General features: G+C 29.2%; 17 protein-coding genes and 1 riboswitch. Of the genes, 10 read left to right on the forward strand and 7 right to left on the reverse strand.

The window, feature by feature from the left end:
- Nucleotides 1–29 precede the first annotated feature (29 nt).
- Both ABNT14_RS04305 and ABNT14_RS04310 read left to right on the forward strand, forming a co-directional pair.
- Nucleotides 30–2,477: a M1 family metallopeptidase gene (locus tag ABNT14_RS04305; protein WP_101903488.1), complete on the forward strand. Its 2,448-nt coding sequence runs from the start codon at nt 30–32 to the stop codon at nt 2,475–2,477.
- A gap of 67 nt (nt 2,478–2,544) precedes the next feature.
- Complete coding sequence (locus tag ABNT14_RS04310; protein ID WP_101903487.1) at nt 2,545–3,741, forward strand: hypothetical protein; 1,197 nt, start codon at nt 2,545–2,547, stop codon at nt 3,739–3,741.
- 64 nt (nt 3,742–3,805) lie between these two features.
- On the opposite strand, the gene ABNT14_RS04315 is transcribed toward ABNT14_RS04310, so the two are convergent.
- Genes ABNT14_RS04315 through ABNT14_RS04335 form a run of 5 tightly spaced genes read right to left on the reverse strand, consistent with a single transcriptional unit; the run spans nt 3,806 to nt 7,783 of the window.
- Nucleotides 3,806–4,921 (reverse strand): ABC transporter substrate-binding protein, encoded by a 1,116-nt coding sequence (locus ABNT14_RS04315; RefSeq protein ID WP_101903486.1) that lies wholly within the window; start codon nt 4,919–4,921, stop codon nt 3,806–3,808.
- Nucleotides 4,922–4,934: 13 nt separating this feature from the next.
- Nucleotides 4,935–5,462: an alpha-ribazole phosphatase gene (cobC, locus tag ABNT14_RS04320; protein ID WP_159459557.1), complete on the reverse strand. Its 528-nt coding sequence runs from the start codon at nt 5,460–5,462 to the stop codon at nt 4,935–4,937.
- A complete protein-coding gene (locus ABNT14_RS04325) occupies nt 5,447–6,223 on the reverse strand; it encodes an adenosylcobinamide-GDP ribazoletransferase (protein ID WP_101903484.1) in 777 nt (258 codons plus the stop codon). Before ABNT14_RS04325 ends, cobC begins: the two co-directional genes overlap by 16 nt.
- A gap of 3 nt (nt 6,224–6,226) precedes the next feature.
- Nucleotides 6,227–7,267, reverse strand: coding sequence for a nicotinate-nucleotide--dimethylbenzimidazole phosphoribosyltransferase (gene cobT, locus ABNT14_RS04330; protein WP_101903483.1), 1,041 nt, complete (start codon nt 7,265–7,267; stop codon nt 6,227–6,229).
- Between the two features lie 12 nt (nt 7,268–7,279).
- Complete coding sequence (locus tag ABNT14_RS04335; RefSeq protein ID WP_101903482.1) at nt 7,280–7,783, reverse strand: bifunctional adenosylcobinamide kinase/adenosylcobinamide-phosphate guanylyltransferase; 504 nt, start codon at nt 7,781–7,783, stop codon at nt 7,280–7,282.
- A gap of 112 nt (nt 7,784–7,895) precedes the next feature.
- Nucleotides 7,896–8,091: riboswitch (cobalamin riboswitch) on the forward strand.
- Between the two features lie 32 nt (nt 8,092–8,123).
- Between ABNT14_RS04335 and ABNT14_RS04340 the strand changes: the two genes are divergently transcribed.
- On the forward strand, nt 8,124–10,025 hold the full coding sequence (locus ABNT14_RS04340) for a TonB-dependent receptor plug domain-containing protein (protein ID WP_101903481.1): 1,902 nt from the start codon (nt 8,124–8,126) through the stop codon (nt 10,023–10,025).
- Between the two features lie 4 nt (nt 10,026–10,029).
- Nucleotides 10,030–11,118 (forward strand): YncE family protein, encoded by a 1,089-nt coding sequence (locus ABNT14_RS04345; RefSeq protein ID WP_101903480.1) that lies wholly within the window; start codon nt 10,030–10,032, stop codon nt 11,116–11,118.
- 91 nt (nt 11,119–11,209) lie between these two features.
- On the opposite strand, the gene ABNT14_RS04350 is transcribed toward ABNT14_RS04345, so the two are convergent.
- Nucleotides 11,210–11,623, reverse strand: coding sequence for a thiol-disulfide oxidoreductase DCC family protein (locus ABNT14_RS04350; RefSeq protein WP_101903479.1), 414 nt, complete (start codon nt 11,621–11,623; stop codon nt 11,210–11,212).
- A 155-nt stretch (nt 11,624–11,778) separates the two neighbouring features.
- Here ABNT14_RS04350 and ABNT14_RS04355 point away from each other — a divergent pair, with 155 nt between their 5' ends.
- The 5 genes from ABNT14_RS04355 (at nt 11,779) to ABNT14_RS04375 (ending at nt 17,294) form a co-directional block, all read left to right on the forward strand.
- A complete protein-coding gene (locus ABNT14_RS04355) occupies nt 11,779–12,489 on the forward strand; it encodes an ABC transporter ATP-binding protein (RefSeq protein ID WP_101903478.1) in 711 nt (236 codons plus the stop codon).
- A gap of 2 nt (nt 12,490–12,491) precedes the next feature.
- Nucleotides 12,492–13,721 (forward strand): ABC transporter permease, encoded by a 1,230-nt coding sequence (locus ABNT14_RS04360; protein ID WP_101903477.1) that lies wholly within the window; start codon nt 12,492–12,494, stop codon nt 13,719–13,721.
- 2 nt (nt 13,722–13,723) lie between these two features.
- Complete coding sequence (locus ABNT14_RS04365) at nt 13,724–14,965, forward strand: ABC transporter permease (protein WP_101903476.1); 1,242 nt, start codon at nt 13,724–13,726, stop codon at nt 14,963–14,965.
- A 15-nt stretch (nt 14,966–14,980) separates the two neighbouring features.
- Complete coding sequence (locus tag ABNT14_RS04370; protein ID WP_101903475.1) at nt 14,981–16,102, forward strand: efflux RND transporter periplasmic adaptor subunit; 1,122 nt, start codon at nt 14,981–14,983, stop codon at nt 16,100–16,102.
- Nucleotides 16,103–16,295: 193 nt separating this feature from the next.
- Entirely contained in the window at nt 16,296–17,294 is a 999-nt protein-coding gene (locus ABNT14_RS04375) for a hypothetical protein (RefSeq protein ID WP_101903474.1), read from the forward strand.
- A 278-nt stretch (nt 17,295–17,572) separates the two neighbouring features.
- On the opposite strand, the gene gcvT is transcribed toward ABNT14_RS04375, so the two are convergent.
- Nucleotides 17,573–18,655, reverse strand: coding sequence for a glycine cleavage system aminomethyltransferase GcvT (gcvT, locus tag ABNT14_RS04380; RefSeq protein ID WP_101903473.1), 1,083 nt, complete (start codon nt 18,653–18,655; stop codon nt 17,573–17,575).
- Between the two features lie 225 nt (nt 18,656–18,880).
- On the opposite strand from gcvT, the gene ABNT14_RS04385 reads away from it, so the two are divergent.
- Entirely contained in the window at nt 18,881–19,099 is a 219-nt protein-coding gene (locus tag ABNT14_RS04385; protein WP_101903472.1) for a VF530 family DNA-binding protein, read from the forward strand.
- Nucleotides 19,100–19,385: the final 286 nt, after the last annotated feature.

Below are 19,385 nucleotides of genomic sequence, written 5' to 3' on the forward strand. Positions count from 1 at the left end.
TATTTTTGAGGTTCAAATTAAATTATTTTATGAAGTTTCAAAGCGCTTTTATACTGATACTCCTTTTTTGTACACTGAATTTATTTTCACAGTCGACTGCTGTTTATCATCCTGAAACAGCTAAAATTCACGATTTAATTCACACTAAATTAAAGGTTGATTTTAATTTTAAAGAAAAGCAATTAAACGGCGAGGCTTGGATAAGGTTAAAACCTCATTTTTATCAAACCGATAAGGTTATTTTAGATGCTAAAGCCATGCTTATTGATAAAATAACGATGAATAATCAAAAATTAGCCTATAATTATGATGATTTTAAATTGATTATTGATTTGCCTCGCGTCTATAAAAAAAATGAAGAATTTATCATTTATATAAAATATACGGCACGTCCTGAAAAGGTAAAACAAAAAGGAAGTACTGCTATTACTTCGGCAAAAGGATTATATTTTATAAATCCGACAGGTTTAGATAAAAATAAACCAACCCAAGTTTGGACTCAAGGGGAAACCGAAGCAAGTAGTTGTTGGTTTCCTACAATTGATGCGCCTAATCAGAAAACTTCACAAGAAATTTATATAACTGTTCCTGATAAATATGTAACATTATCGAACGGTAAATTAGAAAATCAACAGAAAAACAGCAACGGAACTCGTACCGATTATTGGAATTTTACTCAAAAACATGCGCCGTATTTATTTTTTATGGGCGTAGGCGAATATGAAATTGTAAAAGATACCTATAAGAATATCCCTGTAAATTATTATGTCGAAAAAAAATATGCACCACACGCAAAGGCTATTTTTGGAAATACGCCTGAAATGTTGGGTTTTTTCTCGAAAATTACAGGCATCGAATATCCGTGGAATAAATACGCACAAATTGTAGGGCGTGATTATGTGAGTGGTGCGATGGAAAATACTACGGCGGTAATTCATGGCGAAAATGCCTATCAAATGCCAGGGCAATTAATTGATGAAAACATCCATGAAAACACCATTGCACACGAAGCTTTTCATCATTGGTTTGGTAATTATGTAACGGCTGAAAGTTGGAGTAATTTAACGGTAAATGAGAGTTTTGCTAATTACAGCGAATATTTATGGCAGGAATATAAATATGGAAAAAATGCTGCCGATGCACATTTATTAGAAGATATTGAAGGCTATAAAAACGGGCAGAATTTTGATAAACATTTGGTGCGTTTTAATTACACTGATAAAGAAGATATGTTTGATGCTGTTAGCTATAATAAAGGTGGCGCAATTTTACATATGCTGCGAAATTATGTAGGCGATCAAGCATTTTATGCGGGTTTAAAACATTATTTAACCGCTAATAAATACGGCACTGCTGAGGCACATCAATTGCGATTATCTTTTGAAGAAATTACAGGAAAAGACTTAAATTGGTTTTTTAAGCAATGGTATTTTAATAGCGGACATCCTGTATTGGAAATTTCTTATGATTATAATAAATTACGAAAAACAGTAAGCGTAAATATAATACAAACCCAAGAAAATGACTTTAAATTTCCTTTAGCTATTGATATTTTTGAAGGTGATAAACCAACGCGTCATACTGTTTTTGTAAATGATAAAGATGCTTCTTTCACATTTGCATTTGTAAAACAACCAAGCTTAATTCAGGTAAATGCTGATGGAGTTTTATTATGTGATATTTTTGAAAATAAAGTTTTAAGCGATTATATTTATCAACTAAAATATGCGACTAATTATCAACATAAAAAAGAGGCTTTATTGGAGGTTTCTAAGCATCAAGATGATAAAAAAGCCTTTAATGCAGTTGTAAATTCTATGACTGCCGATTTTTATAAACTTAGAATTTTAGCCTTAGAAAACATTAGTTTAGCAAATAAAAAAGCTAAAAAAAATGCTATTCAAAAGATAAAAGAACGTGCTGTAAACGATTCGAAAACATTGGTGCAAGCAGCCGCTATTGAAACTTTAGGGAAATTAACCGACCCTGAATTAAAATCGGTTTTTGAAAAAGGCTTGCAAAGTACATCGTATGCAGTTTTAGGAAAATCGTTAGTAGCGATGTATTATATTGATAAAAAATTAGCAATTCAAAAATCAAAAACACTGCCTATTGAAGTGAAAAAAATTATAGCAAATCCTTTAACACGTATTTATTTAGAAGAAAATGACGACGATGAGCTTGTTTTTATCGCAAGCAATGTAATGTCAGGAATGTATTTAAGCCAAGATAATCAAATACAATCGTTGTATAAAAAGGCGTATTTAAAAATTGCAAAAAGTAATAATATGCAGGCTATTAAAAATTTATCGGCAGATATTGTTTCGAAAGGAATGCAATATAAACAATATGGTTTTGATAAAGTAGGCGTAAATTTATTGCGTGAGTTGGTGCAAAAACAAAAGAAAGAGAATCATCCTAATAAATTAAAAAATATTGAAATTGCAAAAATGGCAATGGCGCAATTATTGGAATAAAAAATAGTTAAACGAAATTCTTAATTATTGGCATATTAGTTGCTTTTGTTATCAAAATTTAAAACTCATGAAAAAAACTACTTTATTACTGCTTTTTATAAGCTTTGTAACGCTTTCTTGTAACAGTCTTAAAACCACTGAAAAAGCATTAAATACAGGCGATTATGAAAAAGCAATTGCTTTATCAATTAAAAAATTAGCAAAAAATAAGTATAAAGCGAAAAACCAACCCTATGTTATAACGCTTCAAAATGCTTTTTTTAAGGCTACAAATAGAGATTTAGAAAAAATAGATTATTTAAAAAAAGAAGCAAATTCTGCAAATTTAGAAGCTATTTATACGTTATATCATCGCTTAAAAAACAGGCAAGAAAAAATTAAGCCCTTATTACCTTTAACCGACGCTTCAACAGGTAAAATTGTAGATTTTAACTTGGTTAATTACGATACTAATATTATTGAAGCCAAAGAAAATTATGCTAATTATTTATATCAAAAGGGTGTTCGTTTATTAAATACTGGCTATCAAAATAAGATGAATTATAGAAATTCATATACTGTTTTTACCAAATTAAATAAAATATCACCAAATTATAAAAATACCAACGATTTACAGAAACAAGCACATTTAAAAGGAACAGATTATATTTTTGTATCTTTAAATAATCAAACAAATCAAATAATTCCGAGAAGGTTAGAAGCTGATTTATTAGCATTAGACACCTATGGATTAAATAATTTATGGACGGTTTATCATGCGGAAAAAAATAGTTTAGTAAAGTATGATTTTGATGTGGAGTTAAATTTGAGAAGTATTGTTATTTCGCCCGAAAAAATTCACGAAAAAGAAATTATCAAAGAAAAACAACTTAAAGATGGCTTTAAATATTTAAAAGATAACAAGGGCGGTTATGTAAAAGACAGTTTAGGTGTTAAAATTAAAGTTGATAATTTTAAAACTATTAGATGTCAGTTATATCGTTTTACACAATTTAAGAGTAGTAAAGTAGCAGGTCTTGTAAAGTATTTTGATAATTCAACAAATCAATTAATAGAGAGTTTTCCTATTGATAGCGAATTTATTTTTGAACATATTTACGCTCGTTATGATGGCGATAGAAGGGCTTTAGATGAATCGTTTTTTAATTTAACAAGATTGCAATCGGTAAATTTTCCATCAAACGAACAAATGATTTATGATACAGGTACAGATTTAAAAGAAAGACTCAAAAATATTATCACAAAAAATAAATTTAGAAACTAACAATTTTAAAATTTTTTAACAAAAAACTCCTGCTATAAACAGGAGTTTTTTGTTTCTAATAAGGTTATTTTATTTTTTCAAAAAAGGTCAATTCATAATTGGGAAATGCGGTTGGATTGGTAATTTTGATGATATCTTTTAAAACTAAATCGGGTCTAATTGGTGATTGTTCAAAATAGATAAGTCCACCTGTTTTTCCTTTTTTTGTACCGATAGTATAAGTATTTTTATTATTTAAAGCATCGAATTCTTTATAATGTTTATTCGCACTTAATAATTGTTCTTTTGTTTCGTATAAACCACAACCAATCCAGTAATTTGCTTTTTTTCCTTTATCTAAAGCACTCTCAAAACTTAATTGTAAACTACCCGTATTTTTAGTTTCTTTCCATAAATAATTTAAATGAGCATCTTTAAAAAAAGTAGCTGTAAAACTATTTCCTCCAGGAACATTCCAAACTTCTTTAAACATACTTCCTGATAAAATTGTTGGATAATTAGAGCTTTTTTTAGCTGTTTTTTTAGCTTCTAAATAATTTTTTTCAATCGTATTAAAAATACTATCAGCTTGTTTTTCTTTATTTAAAAGTACACCAAAAAATTTAATCCATTCGGCTCTTCCTAAAGGTGTTTCTTCTAACCAATCGCCATTAAAAACAACAGGAATACCTGATTTTTTAATGTTTTCGTATAATTTACTATTTGGATGTAAAGAGAAACCAATAACTAATTCGGGTTGTAAATCTAGTAGTTTTTCGGTATTCATACTTTGTTCATTTCCTAATTCTGTAATTTTTCCAGCATCAATTCTTTTTCTTGTTTTTTCTGATGAAATATATTTTGCATGTGGAAATCCGACTAATTTTTTCTCACTATTTAAAAGTTCTAGCATCGGTATATGCGTAGTACTTGTAACGACTAATTTTTCAACAGGAACTTTTAGTTGATTTTTAGAAATATCAGTTTTATTGGTAAGTGTAAATTCAAATTGTTTATCTGAGTTTTGAAATACTTTTTTAATGATTAATTTTTTCTGATTATTTTCAGTAATAATATCAAAGCCTTTTGCATATTTAATAGGACTTTGGTTTGCTGTTATTGTTTGGCTGTCTTTTTCTTTTGATGTTTTACATTGGATAAAAAATAATGAAAAAATAAGAAATATTAAAAACTGTTTCATTTTGATGATTGAATTATAGTGTGAATTTGATAATATCTCCGTATTTTAATTTTAAATCGAAAGAATTTTCTAAAGAAATATTGTTTACATAAGCCCATAAACTTCTGATAACTCCAGCATGTGTAACGATAACAATATGTTGTTTTTTTAAGCGTTTAATTTCGTTTAAAAACTGAACAGTTCTGGTGTGCAAATCAATATAAGATTCGCCATTTGTAACCGTAATATTTACAAAATCGTTCATCCAAATATCTAACTCGGGCTTGTTAATATCATCCCATTTTTTCAGTTCCCAATCTCCAAAATCAAGTTCTTTTAATCTATCATCAAAAATAATAGTATCTGATAATTGTTCTGCTAATAATTTACAACGTTTTAAAGGACTTGAATAATAAGCAGTTTCAGTATCATTTACAGGAACTTCTTTTAAAATTAGGGGTACTTCTTCTAAAAAAGTATCAATAACACCAATGTCTGCTTGTCCGTAGCAGATTCCTTTTTCAATATTTGGAGTTGTATGTCTGACTAAAATAATTTCCATAAAATAAGTATTGATAAATAAAAAATAACTTCGGATACTTGTTGTAATGCCCCAGCACAATCGCCAGTTTGTCCGCCAATCCATTTTTTGAAAAAATGACTCATATATAAATAGGTCAATAATAATGGAATTAAAACGGCAAATATTTTAATATCTTGAAAAAATACAAGAGGTAGTATTCCAAAGAAACCAGAAATAATAAGCGCTTTTGTACTCATTTTTTTTGTGGTTGGTTTTACTTTAGCAGTATCAATATCTCTTACATATTCGTGAGTATATAATAAAATAGTAGCGATAAATCGGCTAATTGCGTGTCCAGAAATCAATACTAAAGGAATATTTTGTACCGAATTATTGAGTTGTAAAAGCTCGTGTAAACTCAATAATTTAATCGATAAAAGACAGATAATTCCTACAACACCATAAGTTCCTAATCTAGAATCTTTCATGATGGTTAAAATTTTATCTTTCGTCCAACCGCCACCAAAACCATCGCAAACATCAGCAAAACCATCTTCATGAAAAGCGCCTGTTGTCCAAACAGAAGCAATCAAACTAAAAACAAGTGCAATACTTGGGGTGAATAAAAAAGATGTACCAACATAAATAAATCCTGAAATTGAGCCAATAAGAATACCGACTAATGAAAAATAACGACTACTTTTATTTAAAATTTCAGGAGAATGATTTACCCATTTTGGGCAAGGAATTCGAGTGAAAAATAAAATAGCTGTTAAAAAATAATGAATTTGATTTTTCATGAATTAAGCTTCAGATACATTGGCACTTTTAAAAGTTGCCATTTCATTTAAAAAACTAACCGCAGCTTTTACAATAGGAAAAGCAATAGCACTACCAGTTCCTTCACCTAAACGTAAACCAATATTTAAGAGTGGTTTTGCATTTAAAAATTGTAACATTTTTTCATGACCTTGTTCGCCTGATGTATGGCAAAAAATACAGTAATCTAAAACATTTTTATTAATAGCTTGTGCGGCTAATAATGCCGAAGTAACAATAAATCCGTCTACTAAAATGGTCATTTTTAAAGATGCCGCTTCTAGCATTGCACCACACATCATTACAATTTCAAAACCACCAAAAGTAGCTAAAGCATCTATTGGATTTTGAATATTTTTTTGATGTAAATCAACTACTTTTTTAAGGGTTTCGGCTTTTTTAAGAACTCCAGAATCATCTAAACCAGTTCCTTTTCCAACACAATCTTCAATAGAAATATCCGTAAAATAACTCATCAATAAAGAAGCAGAAGAAGTGTTTCCAATTCCCATTTCACCAAAACCAATAGTATTTGTTCCTTGTTTATGTAATTCTGTAACTAGTTTTTTTCCTTTATCTAAAGCTGATAAACACTCTTCTGTGGTCATTGCTTTTTCAATACTATAATCTTTTGTTCCTTTAGCTATTTTTGCTGATATCAAATTAATATTTGGTTCAAAATCAGCGTTTACACCTGCATCAACAATTTTTAAATTGATATCATTCTGATTACAAAAAACATTAATTGCAGCTCCATTGTTCAAGAAATTTAACACCATTTGTTGTGTTACTTCCTGCGGATAAGGACTCACCGATTTTGATTTTACAATTCCGTGGTCGCCAGCAAAAACAACAATAGTTGGTTTTGATATGGTAGGAGTAAGACTGTTTTGAATTTGTCCTATTTGTAAAGCAATCTCTTCTAAAACTCCTAACGAACCAATTGGTTTTGTTTTGAAATTAATTTTATCCTGAAGTGCAGTTTTTAGCGTATTTGAAAGTGGTTTTATATCAGTAGAATACATTTTTTTAGTTTTTTATTTTAAAGTTAAAGGCAATCCTGATACCATAAAAGTGGCTTTATCGGCTTTTTTTGCAATATATTGATTCGTCCAACCTTGTAATTCGGTGAATTTTCTACCAATTTTAGTATCGGCATGTAAACCCATTCCTATTTCATTTGAAATAATAATAATAGTTGCATCAATTTCAATTAGTTTGTCAATTTCTTGAGTAGCTAAATGTAAACTTTCTTGAACATCATTTTTAGTATCTAAATAAAAATTAGTTAGCCATAAAGTAACGCAATCAATAACTACGGTGGCATTTTTAGGAATTACATTACTGATGTTTTTTTCTTCTTCAATAGTTGTCCAACGTTCATCTCTATCAGAAATATGTCTGTCTACACGTTTTTTAAAATCGGCATCCCAAATCCTTGAAGTTGCTAAATAATAAGGGTTTTCTGATAATGATTCTGCTAATTCTTGTGCATAACTGCTTTTTCCTGAACGTTCTCCGCCAGAGATATAATACATCATAATTAATAATTATAATAAATGAATTTATTGCAAATATTGTAAACATTTTTTAGAAAAAGTGAATAATAGCTTTTTTAATGATAATGAATTCTTATTATTAAAATAATAGTCTACATTTGCCGAAAATTTAGGTTTTGATGTTTAAAAACATAACATCAAATTAAAAGGGAATTCGGTTAAATACCGAAGCTGTTCCCGCAACTGTAAGCTAGAAAGCTTGTAATAATTCTTTAGTCACTGTTTTTTAGAAATGGGAAGACCAATTACAAGACGCAAGCCAGGAGACCTGCCTATATTTTAAATAATTCAAACTTTCGGGATAAAGGTTTTTAATATATTTATGAAAAAACACGTACTTTTTATATTATTTTTTATACTGGCATTTTCTTGCTTTGCTCAAAAAGATTCGATTTCGAATGTTTTAGAGGAAGTGGTAGTTGTTGGAAATAAAAAAATAGCTCCTAAAAAAATACGTGTAAAATCCATAAAAATAGGCATAAAACAACAAGTTAAAAACCCTATTAATTTCACCAATCTTTTACGATATAACAGCCCAATTTCCTTTAGAGATTATGGAAACGGGGGTGTAAGTACGGCTCGTTTTAGAGGAACTTCGGCTTCGAATACTTTGGTACTTTGGAATGGAATCCCGATTAATTCGGTTGGTAGCGGTCAAACCGATTTTAATGCCTTATCTGCTAATATTAGCGATATTGTAACTGTTCAAAGTGGCGGAAATAGTACCGATTTTGGCTCGGGAGCTATCGGCGGAACGGTGCATTTAAACGATGAAATAAATTTTACGAAACATCAAAAAATCCATATTTTTTCTTCTTTTGGAAGTTTTAATACAAGTTCTAACTTTTTTAAAAGTGCTTTTGCTGATAAAAAATGGAGCGTAAAATTGGCTTCTACATTTAATTATTCTGATAATAATTATACCTTTATCGATAAGCGATATAAAGATGAAAATGGGCGTTTATTGAAAAATAAAAATGGAAACTATAAAAATTATGGCGTTAATTTTAATATCGCGCATCAATTTAATTCAAAAAATAAACTCGCTTTTTATACCACAAAATATTACGGAAATCGGTTGTTTTCCGATGGATTACCAAATCCATCAGCAGGAAGTGAACGCAATGAAGATTTTAACCAACGCAATTTATTACAGTGGAACTATAAGTATTCATCTGAATTTAAACAGCTACTAAGTATTGCTTATTTAACCCAAGAATATCACTATTATACCAATAAAAATGCTATCGATTTTAGTTTTGGAAAATCGCAAACGACACATATCAATTATAATCTGACTTATAAACCTTCGAATATTTTATCTTTTAATTATAAAACTGTTTTTGAAAACATCAATGGGAATATCAAAGAGAATATGATTGGAGATAATTCAAAAATAACTAAAAAAAGAAATTCAATCGCTTTTATCGGAAGTGTAAAATATCAGCCTTTAAAAAAAGTTAAAACAAGTTTTCAGCTAAGAAAAGAACTTAATTCAGATTTTAACGTGCCTGTTTCTGTATTTGTAGCAGGTGAATATAAAATAGCTTCAAAAGTAAATTTTTCAGCGAATTTCTCTACCAATTACAGAGTGCCAACGTATAACGAAATGTATTGGCCGATAGTAGGAAACTTACATTTAGTAGCAGAAAATTCGGTTCAAGGAGAAGCGGGTGTTTCTTTTAAAAATAAAAATATAGAGTTAAAATCAACAGCATTTTATATTCATATAAATGATAAAATTTTATGGCTGCCCGCTGGAAATAGTAATTTATGGCGACCAAAAAATGTAAATGATGTAGTTCATAAAGGAATAGAATCGTTTATCAGTTTTCAAAAAAAAATAGCAGAACATCGATTTGCTATTTCATCGAATTACACGTTTACAACGGCTGAAAATATCGAAAATAATAAAATTTTGCCATATGCTCCAAAGCATTTATGGAATTTTACTGCCGATTATTCTTATAAAAAAATTAGTATTTTTCTACAGAGTTTATATCAAAGTAAAGTATATACCAACGAAATAAATTTAGATTTTTATTCGCTCAAAAAAGTAAACGTACAAAATATAGGACTTAATTTTAAGTTATCAACAACAAAAATAAACCTTCCTATAATTGGGCTAACTGTTAATAATATATTTAACAAAGTGTATTATTTCTCAAATTTACGCCCGATGCCTGGAACAAATTTTAATATTAATATCAACTATAAATTTTAATAAAATGAAAATTACAAAAATATTTTTATCGCTTTTTTTAGGGAGTTTACTTATTACTTCTTGTTCTAGTGATGATGCCCCAATTAAAGAACTTCCAAGTGAATATACTAAAGGAATTATTATTAGTTCGGAAGGAGGATTTGGAAATAAAGATGGCTCGATTGCTTACGTAAATAGTCAATTATCGAAGTTAGCAACAAATTTCGTTTATACAGGTGAAAATAATGCGCAATTAGGTGGATTAATTCAATCAATTACATTTACCGATACAGAAGCTTATATTATTTTAAATGATGTAAACACCATTATTATTGCTGATAAAATAACGTTTAAGAAAAAAGCAGAAATTACGACAGGCTTAAAAAACCCTAGATATATGACCGTTGTAGGCGATAAAGGATATGTTACCAATTGGGGCGATGGCGGAAATACTAAAGATGATTATGTAGCTATTATCGATTTGAAAACAAATAAAATTGAAACAACAACTATTTCTTTAGAAAACGGTGTAGAACAAATTTTAAATAAAGATCATAAATTATATATTTCTCACAAAGGAGCTTGGTCGTCAAGTAATATTATTTCTGTGGTCGATTTAAAGGCAAATAATAGTGTTTCAACAATTACTGTAAAAGATAATCCAGATGAAATGGCTTTTGATAACGCTGGAAATTTAATTGTTTTATCTGAAGGAAAACCTGTTTATAATGCCGATTGGTCGAAAGTTATTGACAGAACAACTTCTGCAATTTCATTTATTGATGTATCGACTAAAAAGATAATTAAAGAATTAGCATTCCCGAAAATGGCAAATGCAAGTTTAATGACGTATCAAAATGGAAATGTATATTATTATACCACAAAAGATAAAAAAGTACATTCAATAAATGAAACTGCAACAAAATTAACTGCAGAAAATAGTGTAAATGTTGGTTCAATTTACGGAATGAATGTAAGACAAAATCAATTATTTACGGTAGAATATGCGTTTAAAAAATTAAGTAAATTAAAAGTTTTTGATATAAATACTAAATCAGAAATATATGCTTCACCTGTAGGTTTAGGAGCTTCTAAAATTTATTTTAATAACTAAAAGAATAGAAGAAGTCTCTTCTTCTCATAGAATAATCCCCCAATTTTGAATTGAATAAGCCCGCTAACATATTGTTAAGTGGGTTTGTTTTTTATAAAAACTTCTCTTTTATTTCTTTAGATGGAATTATACAAGTTTCTTTTTTGCCAAACCATTTATACCTGTTTTTTGCGATAATATCATAGCAAAAATTACGAAATCCTTCGGGTAAAAACCTTAAAAATACTGTTAAACGCCAAAAACCACCAAAACAAGCCATTATTTTTAAAACTGCTGTCGATTTGATATCATAAGAAATAGTCGGTTCATATAAAATAATGGAATCAATTTTTGTAGTGTCAATTCCTAAATGTACAAGTATTTTTTTACCAATATCCGACTGTAAAGAGGTAAAAATAAACTGGTTTTTTTTATCAAATTTAATTATTTTTAAAATTGAAGAGTTGCAAAAATTACAAACTCCATCAAACAGAATTATTTTTTTATCAGCAGGTAAATCAGTCATTTATTTGTTTTTGATGAATGGTTTTTAAAAATATAAAAATATTTTGTAACATAAATCAAAATTAAGCGTCTTGTAAGGAAGTAAATACTAATTTAACATAAAATTAGTTGCAAATTAAGCATCAGTATTTTTTATCTTTAAAACTAACTAGCGCAATGATTCGAATAGAAAACTTACACAAATCTTACCCAATTGGTAAAGACTCACTTCATGTTTTAAAAGGACTAGATTTACATATTAAAGAAGGAGAATTTGTATCTATTATGGGTTCATCAGGTTCAGGAAAATCAACTTTATTAAATATTGTTGGCTTGTTAGATTCACACGATGAAGGAAAATATTATTTAAATAATCAATTAATTGAAAATTTAAATGAAACTAAAGCAGCTGTTTTACGAAATAAATTTTTAGGATTTATTTTTCAGTCTTTTAATTTAATATCTTATAAAACTGCTCTAGAAAACGTAGCATTGCCCTTATATTATAAAGGTGTAAACAGAAAAGAACGCGCAGTAATTGCCTTAGAATATTTAGAAAAAGTAGGCTTAAAAGAATGGGCGCATCATTTGCCAAATGAACTTTCGGGTGGGCAAAAACAACGGGTTGCTATTGCAAGAGCTTTAGCTACAAAACCCAAAGTTGTTTTAGCTGATGAGCCTACAGGTGCGTTAGATTCTACAACTACCGATTCGGTGATGGATTTATTAAAAGGAATTAATGAAGAAGGAATGACGGTTTTTGTAATTACCCACGAAGAAGAGGTTGCCGAACAAACTAAAAGAATAATTCGTTTAAAAGATGGGGTTATTATTAGTGATGAATTAACTGCAAACATCGAAAATAAAGTTAAATCTAAATCAATTTAAATATGTTTGATTTAGATCGTTGGAGAGAAATATTTCAAAGCATCAGTAAAAATAAATTACGTTCGGTAATGTCTGGCTTTACCGTGGCTTTTGCAATTTTACTATTTACCTTACTTTTTGGAATTGTAAGCGGATTAAGTAATTCGTTTAGAGGCGCTTTTGTTGATGATGCCATGAATACCATGAGAATTCGTGTTTGGAAAACATCAAAACCTTATAAAGGCTTACAAACAGGGCGAGAAATTCAACTTAAAAATAAAGATTTCAATTTTATCAAAAAAGAATATGATGATAAAATTCAGCACTTAACGGCGCGTATTTATAAGAATGTAAGTATTTCGTATAAAAATAAATCAGATAAGTATAGTTTAAGAGCCGTTCATCCTGATCATCAATTTTTAGAGAAAACAATTATTGATCAAGGTAGATATATTAACACGCGCGATTTACAAGAAAAATCGAAAGTTATTGTTATTGGTCGTTTGGTAAAGCAAGATTTATTTGGTGAAAAACCAGCCTTAGGAAAACGAGTAAGTGTAAACGGAATATCTTATTTAATTATCGGTATTTTTTCTGATGATGGAGGCGATAGAGAAGAGCGTCAAACCTATATGCCTGTTACTACAGCACAGATGATTTATGGAAATAACGACCATTTAAGTCAAATTGTTGTAGGTTATGACCCTAAACTAAGTTTAGATCAGGCAATTGCTTTTGGAAATAAAATGGAGCGTGATTTACGTAAAAATTTAGGCATTCATCCAGACGATCAAGTGGCACTTTCGGTACGGAATATGGCGGAAGCAAATAAAGGTATTGGTACTTTTATGATGGCGTTGTATTTTATTGTCATTTTTGTAGGCTCAGGAACTTTAATCGCTGGTATTATAGGAATTAGTAATATTATGATTTTTGTAATTAAAGAACGTACCAAAGAATTTGGTATTCGAAAAGCATTAGGAGCAAAGCCTTCATCAATAGTAGGAATGGTAGTACAAGAATCTGTATTAATAACTACAATTGCAGGGTATTTAGGGCTGTCGTTAGGAACCTATATTTTAAGTTTACTTGGCGATAGTTTAGAGAAATATTTTATAAAAGATCCTAGCGTAAGCCCAGGGATTGTAATAGGAGCAACTGTTGTTTTAGTTTTATCGGGCTTAATTGCAGGATATTTACCTGCAAAAAGAGCCGCGAATATTAAACCAATTGAAGCATTAAGAGCAGATTAATTATGAAATTTTTATTTGATTCAGATACTTGGCAAGAAATTTATGGAAGCATCCGTAAAAATAAAGTTAGAACCGTAATAACAATTATAGGGGTTCTTTGGGGGATATTTTTATTAGTTGTTCTGTTAGGGGCATCTCGAGGGATGGAAAATAGTTTTAAGAAAATTTTTGGAAATTTTGCAACCAATAGCGTTTTTGTATGGACGCAATCTACCGACAGACCTTTTAAAGGTTTTCAAAAAGGAAGACGTTTTTTACCCACATTAACGGATGTTAAAATATTAAAAAAAGAGTTTAAAGAAATAAAATTATTAGCACCAAGAAGTCAATCAAACGGGAAGATAGTTAAAGGTTTCAAATCTGGAAGTTTTGATATTAGTGGCGATTATCCTATTTTAGATCAGGTGCAAAAAAAGAACTTAATTTATGGGCGTTTTTTAAACGAAAATGATATTTTATCTAAAGCAAAAGTAACGGTAATTGCCGAAGATATTTATAAACAATTATTCGAAAAAAATGAAAAACCAATAGGAGAATACATCAAAATTAACAATATCAACTATAAAGTAATTGGAGTTTATAAAGAGTCAAGCAGTGTTAATTTTGATGGCGCTTGTGCTTATATTCCATTTACAACCTTTCAGCAGGTGTATAATATGGGTGATAAAATTCATTGGATGATGATAACAGCCAATGAAGGAGTAGATATTAAACAACTAGAAAAAGATGTGTTATTAACCTTAAAAAACCTACATAAAGTGCATCCTGATGATAAAAAAGCCTTCGGAAGCGTAAATTTAGGGGTTGAAATAGCAAAGTTCACAGGCTTTTTAACAGGAATGCAATTTTTAACATGGTTTGTAGGAATTGCTACTTTAATAGCGGGAGTTTTTGCAATTGGTAATATTTTATTAATAACGGTAAAAGAGCGTACCAAAGAAATAGGAATCCGTAGAGCCTTAGGAGCAACACCTAAAAGTATCCGACAACAAATTGTATTAGAATCTGTTTTTTTAACGACTATCGCCGGGATGCTAGGAATTATATTGGGCGCACTGGTACTTTATTTAATAGATATGGCTTTTGGGCAAGGACCCGATGCTAAATTAATCAATCCAACGGTAAACATTCCAATTATATTAATTGCCTTTACTACTTTGGTAGTATTAGGAACTTTAATAGGATTAATACCTGCACATATGGCAACAGTAATCAAACCAATCGAAGCATTAAGAGAAGAATAAATCAATTAACAAATTATGAGTAAGAGAGCAAAAATTATTTTAGGAATTGTAGCAATATTATTTGCAATAGCGTTAATATGGTTCGCAAAAAAGAACAAAAAAAATATTATAGCATACGAAACAGAAACAGCATTTAGAACAACAATAGTTAAAAAAACCGTAGCAACAGGAAAGGTAATTCCTTTAGAAGAGGTTGAAATTAAACCCCAAATAGCTGGTATTGTTTCTGAAATTTTAGTGGAAGAAGGTGCTATTGTCAAAGCAGGCGATTTAATAGCAAAAGTTAGAGTTGTTCCTAACGTAGCGTCTTTAAACAGAGCAAATGGTAGTGTGAAAAATGCAAAATTATCGTTTAATAATGCAAAGCTACAGTTTGATAGAAATAAAAATTTATTTGATAAAGGAGTAATTTCTCGTCAAGATTTTGAAAATGCGGAATTAAATTATAACAACGCTCGTTTGTTATTAGCCAACGCAAAATCGGACATGGATATTATTAAAAAAGGAACAACATCAGGTTTAGGAAGTGCTGCAAATACAAGTATTAGAGCAACAACTTCGGGTATGATTGTTGAAATTCCTGTTAAAAAAGGCTATCAGGTTACACAAACCAACGATTTTAATGCAGGAACAACAATTGCTCGTATTGCTGATATGACTAAAATGATTTTTGAAGGAAAAGTAGATGAATCGGAAGTAGGAAAATTAATTAAAGGAAGTAATATCGATATTGCTATCGGGGCGATTGAAAACAAGAAATTCCCTGCGGTTTTAAACTTTATAGCGCCAAAAGGAACTGATGAAGGTGGAGCGGTACAGTTTAAAATTAAAGCCGATGTTACTTTAGATGATGAATATTTTATTAGAGCAGGATATAGCGCAAATGCAGATATTGTTTTAGAGAAAAAAGATTCGGTTTTATCAATAAAAGAAGCCTTGCTTAGGTTTGATAAAAAAACAGAAAAACCGTATGTTGAGGTTAAAAATTCTGATGATAAATTTGAAAAAATAACGGTTAAATTAGGAACTTCTGATGGTGTAAATGTTGAGGTTTTAGAAGGTGTTACCAAAGATGATAAAATAAAAATTTGGAACAAAGCATCAAAAGATACGAACGATACGAAAAAAGAACATTAATCATTTTAGTTTTTTTAATTGGGTTAAAAGGAGAAATTCAGTATTGAATTTCTCCTTTTTTTATGGTTTTTTGATTGATATAATTGTAATTTGAATTTTAGACTTATAAAAGATGATAAAAAAATATAAATATATGCTACTATGGGGTTTTTTACTGTTAGTTTTTATTCAAAAATGTACGACTATAAATATAATGTCTAATTCATTATTTAAAAAGAAAGAGTATGATAGTTATCCAGCTTTAAAAGAAGGTGTTTATAGTGAAAAATCAGAAATATTAAAAATATCTGAAAGTAGTTATAATTCAATTTCTTATGATGAAAAAGGAAATTACTTTATACTCAATAGCGGTAACGATATTATAAAAATAAATAACTTAGGAGAAATAGTATTTAATATTGAAAGAACCGATAATATTAGCTTTTCCGATTTAGGGTCGTATATTTTTACAGAAGAAGCAGTGTATGATTTAACCAAAAAAGAAGTAAAACAAACAATACTTAAAAAAGTAATTAAAGCTTCGGGAAATCAATTAGAGTTGGCAGGTTTTTTAAATATAATAGAAGATTATTACCATAAAGCAAGTATTGTTATTTATGCGAATACCGAAACATACGGGGCTAAAAATTACAAAGTATATTTTAAAATTGATAATGACTGGTTCGGAATTTATATTTCAAAAAAGGAAGCTGATAATAATGGAATAAAATTTTATTCAAAAGGTAAAATTTTAACAAAATATCCAGAGAAATACACCAAATTAATTTTACTTAAAAATCCTGAAAATAATAAATACGCTACCTGGTCGTCAGGTGATGAACAATTTTCAGGAACTCCCGATTTTGTTGATGTATCAAAAGAAAATAAATTAATCTATCCAAAATATGAAGGGATAAAATCACATTTTTATCAAAAACAAAATACTCATGGAACAATTGTATATACCAACATTCCTGTGTCATTTATGGGAACAATTTATCTTGAACTCAAAATAAAAAATGAGGTATTTAAATTTAAAGAACAAGGAATTAAATATGTGGGTTCTTTTTTAAACCCTGTACATTATGTATCTTATTATGTGTTACCTAAAATATATACAGATAAAAATTCAGTAAGTTTTTTAAAGGTTTTTTATCCTTCAAATGCTTTTGATGCGGATAATAAAGGCTTGTATGTAATTAAACCTAAATAGTAATTTATTTTTAGTGTAAATATGTAAAAATTGATAGTTACTATTTTACATATTTACACTAAAAATAAACAACGGATGTTTAGCCCCGATTGTAGCAATTGTTTGAGCTCTTTTTTGTTTTTTCCTTTAAAAAAACAAAAAAAGCGAGTGCGGAAAGCGGGAAATAGCTCCAAATAATTCTTCTAAATAGTCGATGAAAAACCTTATTTTAAAATAATTTAACAAAAAAACAACCCTTAAAAAGAGTTGCTTTTTTATATATATATGATAAAATTTTCTTATCCTTTGTAAAAAGGTAATTTAACCACTTTTGCAGCTAATTGTTTTTTACGAACTTGAATAAAAATATCAGAATTTAATTTTGAATTTTCTTTAGTAACGTATCCTAAACCAATTCCTTTGCCTAAAGAAGGACTCATTGTTCCAGAAGTAACACGACCAATTACAGTACCTTCAGCATCAACTATTTCATAGTCATGACGAGGAATACCACGCTCTGTTAATTCAAAAGCAACTAATTTTTTAGTAACACCAGCTTCTTTTTGAGCCTTTAACGCTTGAGAATTTACAAAGTCTTTTGTGAATTTAGTAATCCAACCTAAACCAGCTTCTAAAGGAGAAGTTGTGTCATCGATATCGTTACCATATAAACAATAACCCATTTCTAAACGTAAAGTATCACGAGCTGCTAAACCGATTGGTTTAATATTCCAGTCTGCACCAGCTTCAAAAACTTTTTTCCAAAGTTGCTCTACATCTTTGTTTTTTACATAAATTTCAAATCCACCAGAACCTGTGTACCCCGTTGCCGAAATAACAACGTTAGGAATCCCTGCAAAATCAGCAATTTCAAAGGTGTAAAATTTAATGGTTGATAAATTTACAGCTGTTAACGACTGCATAGCTTCTACAGCTTTTGGTCCTTGAATAGCTAATAAAGACCAGTCATCAGAACGGTTTTCCATAGTAACATTTAAGTCATTATGGCTAGCAATCCAATTCCAATCTTTTTCAATGTTAGATGCGTTTACAACTAACATATACTCGTTTTCAGCAATCATGTAAATAATTAAATCATCTACAATTCCGCCATCAGCATTTGGCATACAGCTATATTGCGCTTTACCAGGAACTAATTTTGAAGCATCGTTTGTGGTTACTTTTTGAATTAAAGCTAAGGCATTTTCTCCTTTTAAGAAAAATTCTCCCATGTGACTTACATCAAAAACACCAACGCCTTTTCTAACCGTTTCGTGTTCTATATTGATTCCTTCGTATTGTACAGGCATGTTATAACCCGCAAAAGGAACTATTTTTGCTCCTAAAGCTTCGTGAATATGTGTTAATGCAGTATTTTTCATTCTAAAATTTTTTATTTAAAAGTATATGCTAAAATATTGAAAAATGACAAATAAATAACCTTATTTTGGTTAATGTTTTAATGAATTATTACCTAAAAATGTGTTGATATTGTTTTGTAAAAATAAGAAGTGAAGTTAAGCTGATTAAAGTAAGAAGGTTATTAGATGAATTAATCAAATAGAACCTTTATTTTTGTTTTTTTAGATAAAATTACGAGTCAAAATATGAGCCAAGAACAACCAAATAATCCGCTTCACGGAATAAAATTAGCGACCATTTTAGAAGAATTATACTTAGAATATGGCTGGGAAGAGTTAGGAGAAATTTTAAATATTAATTGTTTTAAAAATAATCCTACTTATAAATCGAGTTTGAAATTTTTAAGAACAACACCTTGGGCAAGAACCAAAGTAGAGAATTTTTATTTGAAATTTATTCGTTAAATTTATTTATAAAAATATGGTATGGTAGAGACGCGATTTATCGCGTCTTTTATTATAATTTATTTTAAAATTCTTCAACGTATTTCTGAATTTATTTCAGCATTGCATTTACTTCAGATTTTTAGCAACAGATAAAGACACGATAAATCGGCGTCTCTATGATATATATCTGTTAAAAAAAGGCATAAAACCCCGTGCTAAAATTTAATATTTTTTTTGTAATTTTGATATTATCCATTTTAGTGAATTTCATTAAATAGATATTTTCAACCGAAAAATCACTAAA

The organism is Tenacibaculum dicentrarchi (assembly GCF_964036635.1).
Classification (GTDB): Bacteria; Bacteroidota; Bacteroidia; order Flavobacteriales; family Flavobacteriaceae; genus Polaribacter; species Polaribacter dicentrarchi.

What these genes read in the sequence shown, in the direction of transcription:
- ABNT14_RS04315 (WP_101903486.1), bottom strand. Translation starts at nt 4,921, where the DNA reads ATGAAACAGTTTTTAATATTTCTTATTTTTTCATTATTTTTTATCCAA.
- ABNT14_RS04310 (WP_101903487.1), top strand. Translation starts at nt 2,545, where the DNA reads ATGAAAAAAACTACTTTATTACTGCTTTTTATAAGCTTTGTAACGCTT.
- ABNT14_RS04345 (WP_101903480.1), top strand. Translation starts at nt 10,030, where the DNA reads ATGAAAATTACAAAAATATTTTTATCGCTTTTTTTAGGGAGTTTACTT.
- ABNT14_RS04355 (WP_101903478.1), top strand. Translation starts at nt 11,779, where the DNA reads ATGATTCGAATAGAAAACTTACACAAATCTTACCCAATTGGTAAAGAC.
- ABNT14_RS04350 (WP_101903479.1), bottom strand. Translation starts at nt 11,623, where the DNA reads ATGACTGATTTACCTGCTGATAAAAAAATAATTCTGTTTGATGGAGTT.
- cobC (WP_159459557.1), bottom strand. Translation starts at nt 5,462, where the DNA reads ATGGAAATTATTTTAGTCAGACATACAACTCCAAATATTGAAAAAGGA.
- ABNT14_RS04305 (WP_101903488.1), top strand. Translation starts at nt 30, where the DNA reads ATGAAGTTTCAAAGCGCTTTTATACTGATACTCCTTTTTTGTACACTG.
- cobT (WP_101903483.1), bottom strand. Translation starts at nt 7,267, where the DNA reads ATGTATTCTACTGATATAAAACCACTTTCAAATACGCTAAAAACTGCA.
- ABNT14_RS04365 (WP_101903476.1), top strand. Translation starts at nt 13,724, where the DNA reads ATGAAATTTTTATTTGATTCAGATACTTGGCAAGAAATTTATGGAAGC.
- ABNT14_RS04370 (WP_101903475.1), top strand. Translation starts at nt 14,981, where the DNA reads ATGAGTAAGAGAGCAAAAATTATTTTAGGAATTGTAGCAATATTATTT.
- ABNT14_RS04375 (WP_101903474.1), top strand. Translation starts at nt 16,296, where the DNA reads ATGTCTAATTCATTATTTAAAAAGAAAGAGTATGATAGTTATCCAGCT.
- ABNT14_RS04335 (WP_101903482.1), bottom strand. Translation starts at nt 7,783, where the DNA reads ATGATGTATTATATCTCTGGCGGAGAACGTTCAGGAAAAAGCAGTTAT.
- ABNT14_RS04360 (WP_101903477.1), top strand. Translation starts at nt 12,492, where the DNA reads ATGTTTGATTTAGATCGTTGGAGAGAAATATTTCAAAGCATCAGTAAA.
- ABNT14_RS04325 (WP_101903484.1), bottom strand. Translation starts at nt 6,223, where the DNA reads ATGAAAAATCAAATTCATTATTTTTTAACAGCTATTTTATTTTTCACT.
- ABNT14_RS04340 (WP_101903481.1), top strand. Translation starts at nt 8,124, where the DNA reads ATGAAAAAACACGTACTTTTTATATTATTTTTTATACTGGCATTTTCT.
- ABNT14_RS04385 (WP_101903472.1), top strand. Translation starts at nt 18,881, where the DNA reads ATGAGCCAAGAACAACCAAATAATCCGCTTCACGGAATAAAATTAGCG.
- gcvT (WP_101903473.1), bottom strand. Translation starts at nt 18,655, where the DNA reads ATGAAAAATACTGCATTAACACATATTCACGAAGCTTTAGGAGCAAAA.